18 protein-coding genes are annotated in these 19,638 nt (G+C 59.9%); 10 read left to right on the top strand and 8 right to left on the bottom strand.

Annotated features, from left to right (window positions below; genetic code table 11):
- Positions 1-109: 109 nt before the first annotated feature.
- From M0H32_RS19225 to M0H32_RS19210, 4 genes are all read right to left on the bottom strand, one after another.
- Entirely contained in the window at positions 110-778 is a 669-nt protein-coding gene (locus tag M0H32_RS19225) for a DUF1638 domain-containing protein (RefSeq protein WP_248156798.1), read from the bottom strand.
- A gap of 270 nt (positions 779-1,048) precedes the next feature.
- Complete coding sequence (locus tag M0H32_RS19220) at positions 1,049-1,753, bottom strand: corrinoid protein (RefSeq protein ID WP_248156796.1); 705 nt, start codon at positions 1,751-1,753, stop codon at positions 1,049-1,051.
- A gap of 270 nt (positions 1,754-2,023) precedes the next feature.
- The gene (locus M0H32_RS19215) at positions 2,024-3,694 is read right to left on the bottom strand and encodes a formate--tetrahydrofolate ligase (protein ID WP_248156794.1); all 1,671 of its coding nucleotides are present in this window, start codon (positions 3,692-3,694) and stop codon (positions 2,024-2,026) included.
- Positions 3,695-3,839: 145 nt separating this feature from the next.
- Positions 3,840-4,208, bottom strand: a complete 369-nt coding sequence (locus tag M0H32_RS19210) for a hypothetical protein (RefSeq protein ID WP_248156793.1) — start codon at positions 4,206-4,208, stop codon at positions 3,840-3,842.
- Positions 4,209-4,387: 179 nt separating this feature from the next.
- Here M0H32_RS19210 and M0H32_RS19205 point away from each other — a divergent pair, with 179 nt between their 5' ends.
- From M0H32_RS19205 to tdh, 4 genes are all read left to right on the top strand, one after another.
- Positions 4,388-6,145 (top strand): caspase family protein, encoded by a 1,758-nt coding sequence (locus tag M0H32_RS19205; RefSeq protein ID WP_248156792.1) that lies wholly within the window; start codon positions 4,388-4,390, stop codon positions 6,143-6,145.
- A gap of 72 nt (positions 6,146-6,217) precedes the next feature.
- Positions 6,218-6,778: a helix-turn-helix domain-containing protein gene (locus tag M0H32_RS19200; RefSeq protein ID WP_248156791.1), complete on the top strand. Its 561-nt coding sequence runs from the start codon at positions 6,218-6,220 to the stop codon at positions 6,776-6,778.
- A gap of 312 nt (positions 6,779-7,090) precedes the next feature.
- Positions 7,091-8,278, top strand: a complete 1,188-nt coding sequence (locus M0H32_RS19195) for a glycine C-acetyltransferase (RefSeq protein ID WP_248156790.1) — start codon at positions 7,091-7,093, stop codon at positions 8,276-8,278.
- Positions 8,275-9,315, top strand: a complete 1,041-nt coding sequence (tdh, locus tag M0H32_RS19190; protein WP_248156789.1) for an L-threonine 3-dehydrogenase — start codon at positions 8,275-8,277, stop codon at positions 9,313-9,315. The genes M0H32_RS19195 and tdh overlap by 4 nt, the downstream gene beginning before the upstream one ends.
- Before the next feature lie 192 nt (positions 9,316-9,507).
- On the opposite strand, the gene M0H32_RS19185 is transcribed toward tdh, so the two are convergent.
- Complete coding sequence (locus M0H32_RS19185; RefSeq protein WP_248156788.1) at positions 9,508-9,711, bottom strand: YgaP family membrane protein; 204 nt, start codon at positions 9,709-9,711, stop codon at positions 9,508-9,510.
- A gap of 278 nt (positions 9,712-9,989) precedes the next feature.
- On the opposite strand from M0H32_RS19185, the gene M0H32_RS19180 reads away from it, so the two are divergent.
- From M0H32_RS19180 to M0H32_RS19170, 3 genes are all read left to right on the top strand, one after another.
- Entirely contained in the window at positions 9,990-10,742 is a 753-nt protein-coding gene (locus M0H32_RS19180) for a hypothetical protein (RefSeq protein WP_248156786.1), read from the top strand.
- Between the two features lie 171 nt (positions 10,743-10,913).
- Complete coding sequence (locus tag M0H32_RS19175) at positions 10,914-11,978, top strand: NUDIX domain-containing protein (protein ID WP_248156785.1); 1,065 nt, start codon at positions 10,914-10,916, stop codon at positions 11,976-11,978.
- A 50-nt stretch (positions 11,979-12,028) separates the two neighbouring features.
- The gene (locus M0H32_RS19170; protein ID WP_248156784.1) at positions 12,029-13,435 is read left to right on the top strand and encodes a nicotinate phosphoribosyltransferase; all 1,407 of its coding nucleotides are present in this window, start codon (positions 12,029-12,031) and stop codon (positions 13,433-13,435) included.
- A 29-nt stretch (positions 13,436-13,464) separates the two neighbouring features.
- Here M0H32_RS19170 and M0H32_RS19165 read toward each other — a convergent pair whose 3' ends face one another.
- On the bottom strand, positions 13,465-14,679 hold the full coding sequence (locus M0H32_RS19165) for a winged helix-turn-helix domain-containing protein (RefSeq protein ID WP_248156783.1): 1,215 nt from the start codon (positions 14,677-14,679) through the stop codon (positions 13,465-13,467).
- 205 nt (positions 14,680-14,884) lie between these two features.
- Between M0H32_RS19165 and M0H32_RS19160 the strand changes: the two genes are divergently transcribed.
- Positions 14,885-15,691: a substrate-binding periplasmic protein gene (locus M0H32_RS19160; RefSeq protein WP_248156782.1), complete on the top strand. Its 807-nt coding sequence runs from the start codon at positions 14,885-14,887 to the stop codon at positions 15,689-15,691.
- Positions 15,692-16,020: 329 nt separating this feature from the next.
- Positions 16,021-16,791, top strand: a complete 771-nt coding sequence (locus M0H32_RS19155; RefSeq protein WP_248156781.1) for a sulfite exporter TauE/SafE family protein — start codon at positions 16,021-16,023, stop codon at positions 16,789-16,791.
- Positions 16,792-16,882: 91 nt separating this feature from the next.
- On the opposite strand, the gene M0H32_RS19150 is transcribed toward M0H32_RS19155, so the two are convergent.
- Complete coding sequence (locus M0H32_RS19150; protein WP_248156780.1) at positions 16,883-17,917, bottom strand: GlxA family transcriptional regulator; 1,035 nt, start codon at positions 17,915-17,917, stop codon at positions 16,883-16,885.
- A gap of 117 nt (positions 17,918-18,034) precedes the next feature.
- Positions 18,035-18,880, bottom strand: a complete 846-nt coding sequence (locus M0H32_RS19145) for a LysR family transcriptional regulator (protein WP_248156779.1) — start codon at positions 18,878-18,880, stop codon at positions 18,035-18,037.
- 116 nt (positions 18,881-18,996) lie between these two features.
- Between M0H32_RS19145 and M0H32_RS19140 the strand changes: the two genes are divergently transcribed.
- Entirely contained in the window at positions 18,997-19,443 is a 447-nt protein-coding gene (locus tag M0H32_RS19140) for a hypothetical protein (RefSeq protein WP_248156777.1), read from the top strand.
- The last annotated feature ends 195 nt before the right edge of the window (positions 19,444-19,638 follow it).

Genomic DNA, 19,638 nt, shown 5'->3' with positions numbered 1-19,638 from the left:
GTCTCCTCTTCTTGAAACTCATGTTTGCCGGAAGCGTGAATTTCGGTTTCGCCTGATAGCGGCATCATCACGTGAAAAACCGACGTCGCCGGTGACGAATTCTCTGCGCCTAATCCGTTGCGTCTTTGTCCAGAAACGGTGTCAGCAGGCCATAGCCGGTGCGTTTCATCTCAAAGGCCAGTCCGAGCCGTTCGGCGGCCCGGCGCGCGGCGTCTTCAAGCGCCGGGTCGTCGGTCTGGGCTATATAGAGAACCCGGGTGTAATGGCCGAAATACATGTCTCTCAGATGCGGGTGCCAGTCGAGGCCGAGCGGCTCGATCACCATGGTCTGGAAATGGCGCGCGAGAAAGTCCGTCAGATAGAAGGTACCGAGCTGGTCTTCTTCCATCCGGTCGAATTCGTCCAGGCCGGAGAAGAAGGCATAACAATGCGCACCCTCGATGCGGCGCGCGCCGGTTTCCTCCAGCGCTCTGTCAAGCAGGCCGCCGGTGCCGCAATCGCCATAGGCGACCAGGATGTCGGAATAGACATCGTTGTTCATCAGGATGGTGCGGCGGACTTCGTCCGGGATCTTGTCGGGCGTGTTGTGCAGCTGGGCGGGCAGGCAGGTCAGATCGACATGGTCGAGCTTGTTGGCCTTTCGGATCGCGATGATCTCGCGCGCCAGCGCGCCGCAGGCAATGACGAGGACGCGGCCGATCTTGTCGTTCGCGTCCCCTTGCGTTTCGATCGGAAAAAGAGGCTCGCCCGCCCGCATGTCGGCAGCCTCCTTGAACATTAGAGCACGCCCCTTGAATTTTGGACCATTTGACCGGAGCGATTTCGCTTGCTGACAAGGCGGCTTGTGCGCAGTGGTGTAGGTCCATCACTAGCGCAAGACAACGCTGTCAGCGAGTTAAAGAGCCCGGCCCTTCGGGTGACGGAAAGCAGCTCATCGGCAGCGTTGTGCTGCTCGCCCGATGTACCACATCGAGCTTCGCGACGCGCCTTGCCGAATGAACTGCTTTCCGTCATCAAATGATCCAAAATTCAAGGGGCGTGCTCTAGCCTAGCCCCGATTTGCCAGCTGGTTGTGGCGGCGCGCGATCAGATCCTTCGCCATTTCCACAGCCACGGCGGCATCGCGGCAATAGCCGTCGGCGCCGACGGCTTCACCGAATTCCTCGTTCAGCGGCGCACCGCCGACAAGCACGATGTAGTCGTCGCGGATGCCTTTGGCCTTCATCTCGTCGATGACCACTTTCATGTAAGGCATGGTGGTGGTCAGAAGGGCGGACATGCCGAGAATGTCCGGCTGGTGCTCTTCGATGGCCGCGAGGTAGTTCTCGACCGGATTGTTGATGCCGATGTCGATCACTTCGAAGCCGGCGCCTTCCATCATCATGGAGACGAGGTTCTTGCCGATATCGTGAATGTCGCCCTTGACGGTGCCGATCACCATCTTGCCGACCTTCGGTGCGCCGGTTTCGGCGAGCAGCGGCCGCAGGATGCTCATGCCGGCCTTCATGGCGTTGGCCGACAGCAGCACTTCCGGCACGAACAGGATGCCATCGCGGAAGTCGATGCCGACGATGCGCATGCCTTCGACCAGCGCCTTGGTCAGGATGTCGTAAGGGACCCAGCCGCGTTCCAGCAGGATGTTGACGGCGTCGGTGATTTCTTCCTGCAGACCGTCATAAAGGTCATCATGCATTTGCTCGACGAGTTCGTCGTCGGACAGTGAGGCGAGATCGATATCTTCTTCGTCAGACATGGGCAGCTCCAACCAGGCGCATCAAGGCCATCAACTTAGTGGAAAACCTTATGCCTCAAGCCGGATTCGCCGATATCTCCAATGCGACACGCCAAGTCGTTTACGCGACAGGGGAGCGAACCCGACCAGCTTTGCAAAAGTCTGACCCGAGTCGGGAAAGATTTGTAGCTGTCTAAACTTACGGGGGCGGCTGCCGGCCTTTGCCGACTGCGTAAGAAAAAGGGCGGATCTTGCGATCCGCCCGAGTTTGCTGTTCCGGTCCGGACGAGATCAGAACAGCCCTTCGATTTGACCCTTGTCGTCGAGCTTGATGTGGTTGGCCGACGGCACGCGCGGCAGGCCGGGCATGGTCATGATTTCCCCGCAGATCACCACGATGAAACCGGCGCCTGCCGACAGGCGCACTTCGCGCACCGGCAGGCTGTGGCCGGTCGGCGCACCGCGGCGCTGCGGATCGGTCGTGAAGGAATACTGGGTCTTGGCCATGCAGACCGGCAGGTTGCCGAAGCCGTCTTCTTCCCAGCGCTTGAGCTGGTCGCGCACGGATTTGTCGGCCAGAACCTCGTCGGCGCGGTAGATACGCTTGGCGACGGTTTCGATCTTCTCGAACAGCGACAGGTTGTCGTCATAGAGCGGAGCGAACTGGGCAGCGCCGCTTTCGGCGAGTTCTGCCACGCGGGTCGCCAGTTCCTCGGTGCCCGCGGAGCCGTTGGCCCAGTGGGTCGCCAGGATGGCGTCGACGCCGTATTCGGCGCAGTAGGCCTTGATGGCCTGGATTTCAGCCTCGGTATCGGCGGTAAAGTGGTTGATGGCAACAACGGCCGGAACGCCGAACTGCTTCACGTTTTCGATATGGCGGCCGAGGTTGGCGCAGCCCTTCTTCACAGCTTCGACGTTCTCCGAGCCGAGATCTTCCTTGGCGACGCCGCCATTCATCTTCAGCGCCTTGACGGTGGCGACGATGACGACCGCATCGGGATGGAGACCCGCCTTGCGGCACTTGATGTCGAAGAACTTCTCGGCGCCGAGATCCGCGCCGAAGCCGGCTTCGGTGACGACGTAGTCGGCGAGCTTCAGCGCCGTCTGGGTGGCGACGACGGAATTACAGCCGTGGGCGATGTTGGCGAACGGGCCGCCATGGATGAAGGCCGGATTGTTTTCCAGCGTCTGCACCAGGTTCGGCTGCATGGCTTCCTTCAGAAGCACGGTCATGGCGCCGTCGGCTTCCAGCTCGCGCGCGGTGATCGCGGTGCGGTCGCGGCGATAGGCAACGATGATGTCGCCGAGGCGGCGCTGCAGGTCGTCGAGGTCGGTGGAAAGGCACAGGATCGCCATGATCTCGGAGGCCACGGTAATGTCGAAACCGCCTTCGCGCGGGAAGCCGTTGGCAACACCGCCGAGCGAGCAGACGATTTCGCGCAGGGCGCGGTCGTTCATGTCGAGCACGCGGCGCCAGACGACACGGCGCTGATCAATGCCGAGCTCGTTGCCCCAGTAGATGTGGTTCTCGATCAGGGCCGAAAGCAGGTTGTGCGCGGAGGTGATGGCGTGGAAGTCACCTGTGAAATGCAGGTTGATGTCTTCCATCGGCACGACCTGGGCATAACCGCCGCCGGCGGCGCCGCCCTTCATGCCGAAGCATGGGCCGAGGGACGGCTCGCGCAGGCAGATCATGGCGTTCTTGCCGATCTTGTTGAGACCGTCGCCGAGACCGACCGTGGTGGTGGTCTTGCCTTCGCCGGCAGGCGTCGGGTTGATCGCGGTCACCAGGATCAGCTTGCCGCTGTCGCGGCCGTTGAGGCTCGCGATATAGTCCCCGGAGATCTTGGCCTTGGTGCGGCCGTAGGGCAGGAGGGACTCGTCGGGAATGTTGAGCCGCGCGCCGATCTCCTGGATCGGCTTCATGCTGGCTGCACGGGCAATTTCGATATCGCTGGCCATGGGTTTTCTCCGGGGCGTTTCCAGTTTTCAGCTGCCGGAACACGCGTCAAATCGGTGCTCCGGCGATTGACCGAACGCTATGGGAGAGGGCGGTATCTCAGGTGTTCCGAATGCGACAGGATGCGCCCCGGAAGCGACCGGGCGGTCAGTCGGCGCGATTTCTTAGGATCGTGACCAGAAAAACCAGCATGGTCAGGATGGCCAGAACCGAGCTGGCCTTGGCGAGAATTTCATCGACGCCATTGATGGCAAGGGCGATCCCGGGCGCCATGGTAACGACCGTCACGACGCTCATTCCGTAGTGGATCTTGGCCAGGCCCGCAGCGGCGGCCTTGGGCGTCAGGGCGTAGTAGGTGCCGAACACCGACATCATCACGAAGCCGAGCAGGTTCAGGTGGCCGTGAGCCGGCGCGAGCGTGTGGTCGCCCGACGCGGACATGTGAATGCCCCAGGCCATGCCGGTCAGGGCAAAGATGGCGGCTGTGGCAAAGAAAAGGCGTGGCAAGGCAGTCATGTGATCCCCCAGAAGTCGGGCCGGTTCTGATGTCTTTATCGGCTTGACTGAAGTCTAGCCGGAATGGATGGGGCCTGAAAGCCGATAGGTTCGCGAGCTCTCGTGAAATATGCCTTGCCGAGAATTGCAGTTTTCAGAAAAGCTATCCAAGATAGTGCTTCCTTCCGGAGGGTAAAGTCATGGCCAAGACAATCGATATTCTTTGCATTCATGGACTGGGAAATCACACGGACGGGACTTGGGAGGGGCGCTGGGAAACAGCGGTCAGGGAGGCTTTTCCGATACCGGCGGACAGCGAACTGAAATTCAGTTTCCTGAACTACGATCGCATCTTTCAGGAGACGGACCTGTCATTCCTGGAAACGATGCGCGCCCTGGCCAAGCTTGGCTGGAGCGGTATCTCGTCTCCGTTCAGGTCAAAGCGCGGGCTGTTTTCCGGCGTCACCGACCGGATCCGCTGGACCGCGGGTTATGTGGTTGCCTGGTGCGCCGATGAGGAGTTCAAGGCGCGCACCCGCAAGCTGATGCTGACAGAGATCGCCAAGCGCAAGCCGGACATCATTCTGGCGCACAGCCTTGGAAGCCTCTTGAGCTATGATGCGTTTGCCCATGACGACGCGAAAGCGCCCGCTGTCAGCAAGGTTCTGAAAAAGGCGGTCTATGTCACCTTCGGGTCCCAGCTCAACAACCCGTTCGTGTTGCGCAATCTCACCAATGGCCGCATCGGGGTGCTGGAGGTGGACTTCTGGCACCATCTCTACAACAGGCACGATGACGTGTTCACACGGCCGATTGTCAATATCGGCGCCGACAATTTCCGCCAAACGCTGACGCCTTTCGATATCGAGGGCATCGCCGATCACGATGCCACGGAGTATCTGGGACACCCGCAGACGGTGGCCGATGTCTGGATGCCCTATGCTTCGCTCATGGGAGAAAGCCGGCGGACGATCAAGGCGGTGCGCGGCATAACAGGGAGGCGCGAAAAAGAGCAGAAGGCGCTTCTGGTCGGTATCAACGACTACCCCAACGCGTCGGACCGGCTTGACGGCTGCGTCAATGACGTCTTCACGATGAGCGAATTGCTGCAACGGGGCGGCATGCCGGCGTCCTCGATCCGCACCTGCCTGGACGGCCGGGCGACCGCGCAGGGCATTCTGGAGCGGCTGGGCTGGCTGCTGGACGATCCTCGGGAAGGCGACGAACTGGTGTTCTATTATAGCGGCCACGGCGCCCGTTATCCGGAATATGGCGCAAACGGCGAACCGGATCATTTTGTCGAGACGCTTGTGCCCTGGGACTTCGACTGGAGCGAAGCGACGTCGATCGCCGACAAGCAGATCTATGAACTCTACAGCCAGTTGCCTTACGAATGCCGCCTGGTGATGATCTTCGACTGCTGCAATTCCGGCGGCATTCACAAGAATGGCGGCGCCCGCATCCGCGGGATTTCACCGCCGGACGATGTCCGGCACCGGGAGCTGAAATGGGATACCAAAACCAACACCTGGGTGCAGCGCGACTTCGAGCGCATCAATGCCGAGTTTACGTCCGACAAGGAGGTCTTCAACAAGTTCTTCAGCGCCAACGGCGCGACCGAACGTTTGGGCCGCTCCTCCATGCTGCGCGGTTTGAGTGAAAAGCAGTACGAGGCCTTGAAGAAAAAGGAACCTGACAAGACGCGGGGCGCTTATCTGCCGGTCATCATCGAGGCCTGCCGGGCCGACCAGTATTCCTATGAATACCGCCATGGCGTGACCAGCCACGGGGCGTTCACGTTCAATCTGGCAAAGATCCTTCGCGACCGGAAACGGATTTCCTTTGAAGACCTTGTCAGTCAGACCAAGGCGGAGCTTGCCGATCTCAAATTCGATCAGGAGCCGTGCATTCTGGGGCCGCGCGAGATTGTGAAGAGCAACGTGCCCTGGATGGGGTGAGGCCGCCGTCGAAGGAGCGTCAACCCCAAAAAGAGAATTGCAAAATCCGGCGGAACGGATTTTAGTTCCGTCATGACAGAACCAGATATACTCGCCCGTCTTCCCGAGCGCCTGAAAAAAGCGCGCCGGGCGCAAGGCCTTTCGCTGGAGGCGGTGGAAAAGCTTTCCGGCGTCTCCCGTTCCATGGTGAGCCAGATCGAGCGCGGTGAATCCAATCCGACCGTCGCGACGCTGCTCAACCTCACACGGGCGCTGAATGTCGATTTCGCCGGTCTTTTGGGTGAGGAATCGCCCGAGGACCGGGTCGAAATCCTGCATGAACATCAGACCCCGGCCCTGGATCGGGCGGGCGACGGCTGCAAGATCCGCATTCTGTCGCCGCCCCAGGACACCGGCCGCTTCGAGGTCTATGAGCTGATCTTCACGGAAGGCGGCCGGCTGGACAGCAAGCCCCACGAACGCGGCACAAGGGAACAGCTGATTGCCGAGGAGGGCCGCCTGGAAGTCACCTCCGGCGTTGCCACAGGCGTCATCGGCAAGGGCGACACGGCCCGCTATGCCGCCGACGTCCCCCATTGCATCACCGCCCTGAATGGCCCGGCGCGCGCGATCCTGATGGTGGTGAAGTTCTGAGGGGGGGCTTCGCGCAATAGCGGCTGAAGAACAAGGCGCGGCAAAAATCAGTGTCAGCCCACCGGCAATGACGTCTCGGGCAGTCGGACAGGATTTTCGACACTCCGGAGGCCCTGCTTTATGCCCGGTTCCGGATGGCCAGTGTCACGGTGTCGCGATAGACTGAACTCCGCCGGACAAGACCCATTCCGCAGGACGGAACCGCGAGCGCGGACCAGTGTTCTATTTCCGTCATATCGGAAATTGCATCTTTTATCGCGAACAGGAATCCGGCATAATGGATAAAATTTCCAGTTTGTCGGAGGAATCCCGTTGTCCAGTGCCTTTCTGTCCCATATTTCCGCGACGCTCGAAGAGATCGAGGCTGAGGGCCTTTACAAGCGCGAGCGGCTGATCACCTCGCCCCAGGGCGGCACCATTACGGTGGGCGGCCGCGAAGTCATCAATCTTTGCGCCAACAATTACCTGGGGCTCGCCGATCATCCGGCCCTGGAGGAAGCAGCTCGCAAGGCGCTGGAACCGAAGGGCTACGGCATGGCTTCGGTGCGTTTTATCTGCGGCACCCAGGACATCCACCGTGAGCTGGAACAGCGTCTGGCAAAATTCCTCGGCAAGGACGACAGCATCCTGTTCGCGGCCTGTTTTGACGCCAATGGCGGCCTGTTCGAGCCGCTGCTCGGGCCTGAGGACGCGATCGTATCGGACGCGCTCAACCATGCCTCGATCATTGACGGCATCCGCCTGTGCAAGGCAAAGCGCTATCGCTATGCCAATTCCGATATGGCGGATCTGGAAGAAAAGCTGGAGGAAGCCCGCGAGGCCGGCGCCCGCCACATCATGATCGCCACCGACGGCGTCTTTTCCATGGACGGTTATCTGGCCAACCTGCCGGACGTCACGGCTTTGGCCAGGAAATACGACGCTGTCGTGATGGTCGATGACTGCCACGCCACCGGCTTCATGGGGCCGAAGGGCGAGGGCACACCTGCCCATTTCGGCGTCGATGTCGATATCCTGACCGGCACCCTCGGCAAGGCGCTGGGCGGCGGCATCGGCGGCTACATTGCTGGTCCCCAGCCAGTAATCGATCTTCTGCGCCAGCGTGCACGGCCCTATCTCTTTTCCAATTCGCTGCCGCCGGCAGTGGTCATGAGCGGGATCGAAGCCATCCGCCTGGTCGAGGAAGGCGACGACTTGCGCAGAAACCTCTTCGACAACGCCCGCTACTGGCGCGACGGCCTGGAAAGACTCGGTTTCACACTTTTACCCGGCGAGCACCCGATCATTCCGGTCATGCTGGGTGAAGCGAAACTGGCCCAGGCCATGGCGGCGAAGCTGTTCGAGGAAGGCGTCTATGTCTCCGGCTTCTTCTTCCCGGTGGTGCCGCGCGGCCAGGCCCGCATCCGCACCCAGATGAACGCGGCGCTGACCCGGTCCGACCTGGACCGCGCACTGGAAGCCTTCGAGAAAGCCGGTAAGGCGACGGGAGTCCTGTCATGAGCAGCAATCAGATGAAGGCGCTCTGCAAATCGGAGCCGAGGGAAGGCCTCTGGATGACCCGCGCGCCGGTGCCGGAAATCGGCCCTGACGATGTGTTGATCCGGATCAACAAGACCGGCATTTGCGGCACCGACATTCACATCTGGAACTGGGACGAGTGGGCGTCAAAGACCGTGCCGGTGCCTTTGATCACCGGTCATGAATTTGCCGGCGAGATCGTCGAACTAGGGCGAAACGTCACCGATCTGGAGATCGGCCAGCGCTGTTCCGGTGAGGGCCACCTGATCGGCAGGCATTCGCGCCAGTCCCGCGCCGGCAAGTTCCATCTCGATCCGGAAACCCGCGGTATCGGTGTCAACGAACAGGGCGCCTTCGCCGAATATCTGCGTCTGCCGGCCTTCAACGTCGTGCCGTTGCCCGATGAGATCGACGACGAGATCGGCGCCATTCTCGACCCGCTCGGCAATGCGGTTCACACCGCGCTCAGTTTCGATCTGGTCGGTGAGGATGTCCTGATCACCGGCGCCGGTCCGATCGGCATCATGGCCGCCGCCGTCGCCCGCCATGTCGGCGCGCGCAATGTCGTCATCACCGACATCAACCAGGCCCGGCTGGATCTGGCCACCAGGGTGGCCGATGTCGTGCCGGTGAATGTTGCACAAGAAGACCTGAAGGGCATTGAAAAGCGGCTCGGCATGAAGGAGGGCTTCGATGTCGGTCTGGAAATGTCCGGCAACCAGATCGCGCTCGACCAGATGGTGGAGAACCTCGTCATGGGCGGAAGGATTGCGCTGCTCGGCATTCCGCCCGGCAAGTCGCCGGTCGACTGGTCGCGCATCGTCTTCAAGGCAATCACCATCAAGGGCGTCTATGGCCGTGAGATCTTCGAGACCTGGTACAAGATGATCGCCATGCTGCAGAACGGCCTCGACGTGCGCAATGTCATCACCCACCGCTTCGGCGTCGACGATTTCGAAGCGGGCTTCGCCGCCATGAAATCCGGTGAAGCCGGCAAGGTGGTGCTGAGCTGGCGGTGAGCCTTTGGATTGCGCACAAGTCGCGATCTTGCCGCTGACTTTGTCACATAACCAAACCTCTTCCTGAGGAAGGCCGGAGGCCTGCCTCGAAGGATCGGGTTCGTGCTCAAAAACAGGCGGTCAATCCATCGGGACGAACCATTCGATCCTCCTCTGATGGAAGGCTGATAGTGCTTGGGGCCGAATTTGCCCTTATGCAAAACCCGACTTCTGCGGCAGGCCCATCTTTTTCAGGATCATCACCACCGGGCACAGGCCGGTGAAAGACGCCTGGATCAGGTGGGCGCCGAGAAGGCCGGTCAGCCACAACCAGTTCAAGTTGACGTAAACCGCCAGCAGCACCGAGGCGAGGATCAGCGCGCCGACAACAAGAAGAATGGCCCGTTCCACAGTCATAGCTCTCTCCATATATTTCGTTGTTGCGAAACAAGGAAATTATACGTCCACCTTGTGACGAGCGCCAGGGCTTTTGCTTTCACGGTCGCTCGACGGCATGCGGCATTTCGGCAGGTTAGAAATCTTGCTTGGCAACCAGGATACCATGACCTGACTGCCATCAGCTTACCCAGACCCCGAAAAAGCAATCGCAGGCCTCAGACCAGTCGCCACATCTCCGGTTACCTTTTCAAAACCAATTCGGAGCATTGTGATTTTTCCCGGATGTGAGGCAGGCAATGCGTCCCTCGGACAAAAAGAACGCTGTGACCTATCCCAAGCTCAGCGGCCCGCATATCTGCGTTGGCGCTGGCCAGCAGGCGCTTGAGCTTGCGCGGCGCAGCCTGCAATCCGCGGCGGATCTCAAAGGCGGCAAGCTGACCAAGGCGGATATCGCCGCCGTGTTCGATTTCATTTCAGAATCTCCCGGTCTTTTCGACATCTACAGGGCGAATTACGAAGCCTGCGGCCGTATTCACAAACGGCAGCCGTTTGTGGGCGCCAACAAGGATTTCTTCGCCATGTCGGTGTTGCGCTTTCTGTGCTTCGACATGCTGCGCAAGGTGTTCGAGCATCAGATCAAGAGAAGCGACGCGTCCTGGGAGATCGAATTCCTGCACGCCTTTGCTGCCTATATCGCGCGCACGGCGGATGCCAAGTTCATCGACAGCCTGTCGGAGTCTTACCGCAAGCTGGCCAAGGCCCATGGCAATGAGATCACAGCGGTGACGATTGCCAATGATCCGGCGATCCAGGACATCGTCCGGCGCGCAGCCAGGCATTTTCCGAAAGAACATATCGACTACGTGAATTTCTCCAATGCGGTCAACAAGGCGCTTTCGGACAAATACGAGAACTACGGTCCGTCGCCGATCAAGGTGTCCGAGCCGCTGGTCGAACAGTTCTTTGACGCCTTGCGCGACAAAACCAGGGCAAACTATTTCCGCAAGATGGTGCTTGGGAAACAGCGCGGCCCGGTCGCAGGTCTCTGATCCCGAGCCTTCTCCTGAACAGGTTCAGCTGGTGTGATTTTTCGATAACCATAATCCTAATAATACTCAAAATGAGTATTTGTCGAATTGAAAATGCTCAAAACGAGCATTACTGTCTGGTGGAGCCGAGGAGTTCGGCTCAAACCTCATATCAATTCGAGGGAGGCTCGAATGTCCACCTATCACTACGGCGTTTTTGTCGGCCGGTTCCAGCCGCTGCATATCGGTCATGAGGCCGTCATCCGAGCGGCGCTCAAGCAAGTCGACACGCTGATCGTGCTGATCGGTTCGTCCGCCCAGGCACGCACTCCGCGCAATCCCTTCACCCACGAAGAACGCGCCGAGATGTTTGCCAAGGTGTTCAAGCACGAACTTGCAACGGACCGCCTGATCCTGAAACCGGTGCCGGATCATCCCTATTCGGACACGGCCTGGTGCACGGAGGTTCAGCGCGCTGTCAATGAGACGGTGCTGGCCCATTACAACAGGGGCGGGGTCGTTCTGCACGGCCTCGACGATATCCGCATCGCGCTGGCCGGCTACGGCAAGGACCGAACCAGCTACTACCTGAAACTGTTCCCGGAATGGGGCAACGTCCAGCTGACCAGCCAATATGGCACCTTTTCCTCGAGCGATATCCGCCGGCAATTGTTCCAGCGCATTCCGGCGATCTCCAGGTCGGTCCTGTCCGACGAGGTTGCCGGCTGGCTCGAAGATTTCTCCTTGAGCGAGACATTCCGGGACCTTCTGGAGGAGGCCGAATATCTGGACGCCTATCCGAAGGACTGGGGCCGTGGTCCGTTCGTGACGGTCGATGCCGTCGTGATCCAGTCCGGCCACATCCTTCTGGTCGAGCGTGGCCAGGCCCCGGGCAAGGGTTTGCTGGCGCTGCCGGGCGGGTTTCTCGATCCAAGCGAAAGCATCCGCGATGCGGCGATCCGGGAACTGAAGGAAGAAACCGCGATCAGCGATCACAAGGGTGAAATCCCGCCGGCAATGCTGGCGTCGTTCATCGATGGCACAAAGACGCGGGTGTTCGACCATCCCGACCGGTCGCTTCGCGGCCGCATCATCACCCATGCCTTCCTGTTCCGCCTGCCGGAGCGCCGGGAGCTGTTTTCCGTGACCGGCGGCGACGACGCCCGGGCGGCCAACTGGTACCGGCTCGGCGATCTGAAGCCGGAGCAATTCTTCGAGGATCACTGGTCCATCATTGATCTGATGGCCGATCTCTAACCTGTCCGCAGGGGAGACCTGTGGGCTATCTGTCACGTGAGGAGTTCACAATGACAAATCCGCTTTTGGCGACGGACAGCTACAAGCAGTCCCATTTCTGTCAATACCCGCCTGAGGCAAGGCGGATCTCCGCCTATGTCGAGGCGCGTCCCAACGGCTTTTCCGAGGACGTTTTGTTCTTCGGGCTTCAGGCCTATTTGAAAAAGGTCTTGCTGACACCGATCACGGCCGCGCAGATCGCGCAGGCTGGCGCGGTCTGCGCGGCCCATGGCGTCCCGTTCAACAGGGACGGCTGGCAACAGATCCTGGAGGATCACGGCGGTCTGTTCCCGCTCGAGATCAAGGCGTTGCCGGAAGGCACGCTGGCGCCGAGCGGCGTGCCACTGGTCCAGGTGGAAAACACCGACGAACGCATGCCATGGCTGACCACCTGGGTGGAAACGGCCCTGCTGCGCTCGCTCTGGTATCCGTCAACGGTCGCGACCCTGTCCTTAAAATGCAAGGAGATCATCTATCGCGGCCTTCTGGCCACTTCGGACGATCCGGACGCACAGGTTCCGTTCAAACTGCATGATTTCGGCGCCCGGGGCGTCTCCTCGGCCGAGAGCGCGGCGCTTGGAGGCATGGCGCATCTGGTCAATTTTGCTGGCACCGACACCATGGAGGCCGTCGAGGCAGCCAGCACCTGGTATGGCGCGGAGATGGCCGGTTTTTCCATACCTGCGGCCGAGCACTCGACGATGACCAGCTGGGGCGCGGATCGGGAAGAGCAGGCTTATGCCAACATGCTGGAGCAATTTGCGGCGCCGGGCAAGCTGGTGGCTGTGGTCTCCGACAGCTATGACATCGACAATGCGGTCAATAGGATCTGGTGCGGCAGCCTGAAGGAAAGGGTGTTGAACTCCGGTGCGACCGTGGTTATCCGCCCGGACAGCGGCGATCCGGTGGCCACGCCGCTGAGAGTGCTGGAGACCCTCTGGTCCTCATATGGCGGCACGGAAAACCGCAAGGGCGCCCGTGTGCTCAACCCCGCCATTCGGGTCATCCAGGGCGACGGCATGACGCTGAAAAGCATCAGGGAACTGGTTGGCGAACTGGTGCGCCAGAAATGGTCCGTCGACAACATTGCCTTTGGCATGGGCGGCGGGCTGCTGCAGCAGCTCAACCGGGACACCATGCGCTTTGCCATGAAGGCCAACGCGATGAAAACCGCGGACGACCACTGGGTGGATGTCTCGAAGAACCCTGTTTCTGATCCGGGCAAAGCCTCGAAGGCCGGCCGACAGGCGGTTGTCGAAAGGGACGGCCGTTTGCAAGCGGCACGGTTGGACAACATCGATCCGGCCACCGACCAGCTGAAGCCGGTTTACCGCGACGGCCGGCTGCTCACCGACTGGAGCTTTGATGAGGTGAGGGCGCGATCCAACGGGCACCTTGCCCAGAAGGTCGCCGCTTAAGAGCGGGCAGGATGGAGAGGACGGCCTGCTCAGGCCGTCCGCAGCCAGTCCTTTTCAAAGGTGATTTCGGAACAGCCGCCGAACCGGGCCCATCGTTCCAGTTCGGTCTGTAGTTTGCCAAGCCGCCCCTTGGAAGGCCGGATACCTGGTTCCGGCCAATAGGCGCGCACATGCAACCGGTCCTCGCCGCGCAGGGCCTTCATGTCTACCCGGCCGATCAGACGATCGCCCTCCATCACCGGAAAGACGTAATAGCCATATTGGCGCTTGGCTTCCGGCACGAAAATCTCGATCCGGTAGAAGAAGCCAAACAGTCGCTTGGCGCGCTTGCGGTCGCGTAGCGCCGGATCGAAGGGCGACAGGATCCTCACCCGCGACGGTGGCTGCGGCAGGGTTTCCAGCGTTTCGAGCGTCTCGGGATAGGCAAGAACCTTCCTCGGTGACCCGTCGGCATTTTCCACCACCAGTTCGATGATGTCGCCTCTAGCGAGTGCCTCCTGGCACCAGCTCTTGGCTTCTCCGGGCGTGATCAGATCCCAGAAAGCGGCGATCTCACCCGACGTGGCAAAGCCGAGCCTGTCCAGTGCGGAGCGGGCCGCCCAGTCGATGGTTTCGTCTGGGTCATAGGCGTGCCCAAGATGCTGTGCCGGAATAACCCGATCAGTCAGATCGTAGATTTTCTGGAAATTTTCCCGGCCGCTTACCGACACTTCGCCGGTGCGCCACAGGTATTCAAGAGCGGCCTTGGACGGATGCCAGTTCCACCAGCCGCCATTGCTGCGCTGCTCGTCCTCGCCGACTGTTGCCGACGTCACCGGACCATGGTCGCTGATCTGCTTTAGGATGTCGTCGATTTTCCCTTCAAAGCCGTTCTTGTGCCAGTTGCGCCACCTGGCCGCCAGGGACGCCTTGTCCCGCTCGAAGCGCAGCTGCCAGTGCCGGAAAAACTCGGTCGGTATGACCGAGGCGTCGTGGGTCCAGTGCTCGAACAGATGACGGTCCCGCTCCATCAGCAGTTTGAGGTTCTTTTCTTTATAGGCCGGCCGCCGGGCCGCCAGGATCATGTGATGGGCCCTGGCGACCGTGTTGATACTGTCGAGCTGGACAAAACCGATCTCGTCGACCACGGCCCGCAGGTCGTTGCCCTTGCCGCTTCCCTTGGGAGCGGCGGCAAGACCGTGCTTGTTCAGAAAGAGGCGCCGAGCAAGATTGTTTGGCAGCCTGGGCAAAGAGGACGTTGTCATTCCAGGACGGTAGCATCATCGCGTCATGGCGCAAACGCAACGCGTACTCCTGTCATTTTTGGCAGGGGATTCCGGTGGATTTTTCACAAAACCGGTTGGTAGGCACGCAGCACACGTCAAACTTGTCCGTTTCAGATTGACCGGGTCGGGAAAAGCAGGTTCACTGTTTCGAAATTCGTGAACAATGCTGTTGGATCGCGATTAGATGAGTATTTACAGCGAATTACGATTGATATCGAACGTGATTTTCGTGGCGTTGATCTGCCTGTTTCAGACGGCTCAAGCGCATGCCGGTTCCGATGCCTGCTCAGAGGTGAAGCTGAACGGGTCGGGGGTCTGGTATCCTGTTTCTATGCGCCAAGAAGCAAGCGGGACCTTGAATGGTGTGTTTCCCGATCTCGGTCGGGAGATTCTGACCTCACTGCATGTGAATGTGGCGGAAGGTCCCGATCTCCCCTGGAACAGGGTCCTGGTGCTATTGGAAAAAGGTCAGATCGACGTCCTTGCAGGGGCCTACAAAACCGATGAGCGCCTCAAAAAATACGGTGTCAGCCGTCCGGTCATGCAAGAAGAGGTCGGCATCTTTATCCGCAAGAGCCTCGAAAGCCGGCCGCAGTCGCTCAAGGATCTGATCGGCCTGCGCGGGGTCGCACCCTTTGGGGCTTCCTTCGGGGAGGAATTTGAGAACTTCGCCACTGAAAGCCTGTCGATCGATCGTCAGCCTTTCGACGACTTCAAGACCTATATGCGCCTGCTGATGGAAGACAAGGCCGACTATCTCGTCATCGCACGTCAGGACGGTGTCATGATGATTGATGAAACGGGCGCGGTCGACCTGGTCGAGGTCTTGCCCTGGCCTGCGGCGGTCAACACGCTGCATTTTCTGTTCTCAAGGGCAACACCCTGCATCGCCTTGCTGGAACCGTTCAACGAGGCCCTTACAAAACGCATTGATGCGGGCGCGTTGAAAGGCCTGCTCGACAGCTATCAAATGTCGGAAGGTGACGGCTAGAGCATGTCGCGTTTGTTTGAGCTCATTTGATGGCGCGAAACGGTTCACTCGGCAAGGCGCGTCGCGCAGCGCGATGCGGTGCATCGGGCAAGCGGCGCAACGCTGACGATGGCCGTTTCGCAACACCCGGAAAAGTGCGAAACTCCTGGCTTTGACCTTCGACTGGGCCGGACAATTTTGGCCACCTGCGTCGTTGGCTTGCACTTGTGGTAGGCGACACCACGGCGTGCAAACCGCCTCGCCGGAGACCAAAATTGTCTCGGTCAAATGAACTCAAATAAACGCGACATGCTCTAGGGCCTGTCGCGCGCGCAGGGGAGCGGTCGAGCGTGTCTGAACTGGTTGCCGCCGACCTGGGTTTGGTCCTCGTTTCGGTTGTCGTCTTTTTGTGCGCTGGCTTCATCAAGGGTTTGGTGGGCTTCGGGCTGCCGACCATCGGGCTCGGCCTGATGACGGTCTTTGTCGGCGTTGAAAAGGCGATGGTCCTGATTCTCTGGCCCGCCTTTCTCACCAATTTCTGGCAAGGCCTCCTGGGCGGACATTTGAAAGTGCTCGTACCGCGTCTGTGGCCCTTCCTGGTCAGCGCCGTTTTGATGCTCGGCGCGGGAACCTTAATTCTGACACGCCTGCCTGAAGGCGCAGCGGATCTGCTGCTGGGGGCACTGATGATTGCCTATGCGCTGCCGATGCTGGCTGGAGCGGTTCTGACACTCGCCGAAAGCCGGATCGTTCCCGTCGGCATCGTTGTGGGCCTGGTGAATGGCGTCCTGGCGGGACTGACCGGGTCTTACACCGTGCCAGGTGTGATGTATCTGCAGGCCATGGGGCTGCCACGCGACCAGCTAATCCAGGCCATGGGCCTGTTGTTTCTGCTGTCGACGCTCGCCCTCGGCGCATCGCTCGGCGGATTTGGCCTTGTCGGCGGACGGGAAGCGCTGGCCTCGCTTGCCCTGGTGGTGCCGGCGCTCTCCGGTGTCTGGGCCGGACAGCACCTGCGCCGGCGCGTGTCGGAGGCGGTGTTTCGAAAGCTGGTCCTCGCGGCGATCCTGATGCTCGGCCTGTATTTGGTGCCCCTTGGGCTTTGGCGCCTGGGGGCTTGAGCAGCTAACTGTGAAGCGCTCTCGGCAGGTCCCCAAAGAAAAACGCCGCGGAAACCGCGGCGTTTGTGTGATTGGTCTGAGCGCGCCCGGCTTACTTGGCCACGAGCCGCATCGGCGTGGCGGTGCCGACACCCGAATTCGTCTTGGTGTTGGCCCACTGATAGGACTGACGCTCTTCCGTCGGCGTGCACAGGAAACGCTCGCGATAGCATTTGGTGAAATGCGAGGTCGAGGCAAAGCCGCAGGCAAGGGCCACATCCAGCACCGGCCGGCTCGTCCGGCGCAAGAGGTCACGGGCCGTTTCCAGCCGCAGACGCAGGTAATACTGGCCCGGCGTGCAGTTGAAGTGACGGCGAAACAGGCGTTCCAGCTGGCGCGGTGACAGGTTCACCGTCATGGCCAGCTGCTGACAGCTGAGCGGGTCCTCGATATGCAGGTCCATGATCCGGATCGCGTCGAGGATCTTGGCATTGGATATTCCGGTGCGGGCCTCGATGTCGTGACGCTGCGCGGATTCGCCGGAGCGCATGTTCTGGTAAAGCGCCACTTCCGCGACTTCATGAGCCAGGTAAGCCCCGTGCTGAATGGCGATCAGCCGCAGCATCATGTCGAGCGAGGCCATGCCGCCGGCACAAGTGATGCAGTTGCGGTCGATCGCAAAGATGTCCGAAGTCACTTCCACATCCGGAAACTCCTCGCGCAGTGAGCGCAGGTTTTCCCAGTGAATGGTGCAGCGACGGCCATCCAGAAGATTGTAGCGCGCCAGCAGATAGGCGCCCGTGCAGATGGCGCCGAAGGTACGGCCCATGGCGTTCAGGCGGCGCAGCTTGCTGCCAAGGTCCGGATCAAGAGGCAGGCGTTCGACGTCAATACCGGAACACAGAAGTGTAACATCAGCGTCATGAAGTTCGCGAATAGACTTCTTTACTGCAACTTCACATCCATTGCTTGCCACGACCGAATTCCCGTCAAGGGAATAAGTCGTCCATTCGTAGTATTCGCGACCAAGAAGGCGATTTGCTATGCGCAGCGGTTCGATCACGCTCGCGAAAGCGTTCATGGAGAAGCGGTCCATGAGCACGAATGCTATGGTCTGGCCTGTTTCTTCGTGTGCGCGTCCGGACATTTACTTTGCCTCATTGGAAGGTATTATTGAAGCATATCTTTGCTTTGCAGTAAGTTTTGCATTTTCTATTTATGAGTCAAATAAAAAAGTCTCGACGGGCAATCTTTCTTGGGAGTGTCACATTGAAAGTGAACCGCCCGTAAACCCTGATAACCAAATACGAAACATCTCGTTGGCTGACGCGGTCTTTCTGACGGCCAGACCCATGATGCGTTCACCGAGCGAAGGATGTTTTACTGGGATGGCCGCAATCGCTTCATCTTGGGCAACATGACCGGCTGGCAGCAGGGCGCCGCCAAATCCCAGTCTGACCAGCTCCAGGACCTGCTGGTCATGAACCGCTTCGGCGGCGGCCGTCAGGCTGACATCCTCGAGTGTCAACTCTGCGCGCATGGCGTCGTAATGCGGGCAATACCGGCGCTCGATAAGGGGCAGGGAACGCAGGTCGCCGAGTGTCAATGTGCGCGTTCCGGCCAGCGGATGAGATTTTTTCAGCGCCAGCACATAGGGTTCGCGGACCAGTTCGTGAAACCGGTGGCCCCTGGGCGCGCAGGACTGGTCGACCAGAGCCAGCTCGGCCGCTGCAGGTGTCAGCTCGAAACGCAGCTCCAGGCCCGGGCAGGTGCGCCGCAAGGCTTCAAACGCGCCGCGAAACGGTTTCAGGACAATGTCCGGAGAGGTGTAGAGGCTGAGATGCCGCGGACTATTTTGGGAAAAACTGTTCTCGGCTTTCTGAACCGCGCCCAGGATCGACTGGGCATGCTGATAAAGCTGATGGCCTTGCGCGGTCGGCTGCAGCCCTTTGCGGGACCGTAGAAAAAGCGTGCTTGAGATGGTCTCCTCGAGTTTTTGCAGTGCCTGGGACAGCGATGGCTGCGAAATACCATGCGCAGCGGCGGCAGCACTGATCGTGCCGAGCTCGAAAGCACTGACAAAATAGCGGAGTGGGGTCACTTCAATCATAGGAATTTCCTATTTAAAATATAGATAGTACAGGAATATACTTGGTAATTTGTGTTTGGCACAACTCCGCTATCAACGCCGCCACACTCGGCGGGGGCGCAACAAGGAGAGCCGCCATGAATATCAGCCTGACCCCGGACCGGAGCGAGACCTTTCCGCTGCCACGCACGGAACCCATCGCGATCCATCAGATTCTGAACCTGTTCGAGAAGGGCAGTCCCGAACTGCTCGCCCTGATGGCCGAGGACTTGGATTTCCGGATCGACCACTACCGGGACGAAACCGATGTCTCCTGGCAGGTTGCCACCGGTTTGCCGGAGATGATGGCGGTCCTGCAGAGATTGTCCCAGGAGGTCTTCACGAAGGGCACCCGGATTGTCGAACTGGAGTCGGCAGCGCTCAGCGACGGTTGGTTCCTGACCCGGTTTCATCAGGTCTTCTTTTATGAGGTGCGTCAATGTGAGTGCGAGAGCGTCACTTTCATCCTGAGTCACGAGGCGGACGGCAAGCTCGATTTCTTCCGCGAAACCGTCACCAATGTTGTCGACACTGGCGCGCGGTAGTGCAGGTCAGAAGACGTATCTGGAGCCGGCCGCCCATCGATTGGTGGCCGGTTTTGGTGAATGGTTCCCCGGGACGACCCAGAACCTGACCAAAATTAGAATGATTTTTTTGCCCAATCGCGTTTTAGTGGTTCCGAGTTGCTTCAAGTCAACGCATGAGTGGTGCTACATGGGGCACATCGAATAATATGTGCG

This window comes from Roseibium sediminicola, from assembly GCF_023156505.1.
In the GTDB taxonomy this organism is placed as follows: Bacteria; Pseudomonadota; Alphaproteobacteria; order Rhizobiales; family Stappiaceae; genus Roseibium; species Roseibium sediminicola.
This window is presented reverse-complemented; position numbering and strand designations above follow the sequence as displayed.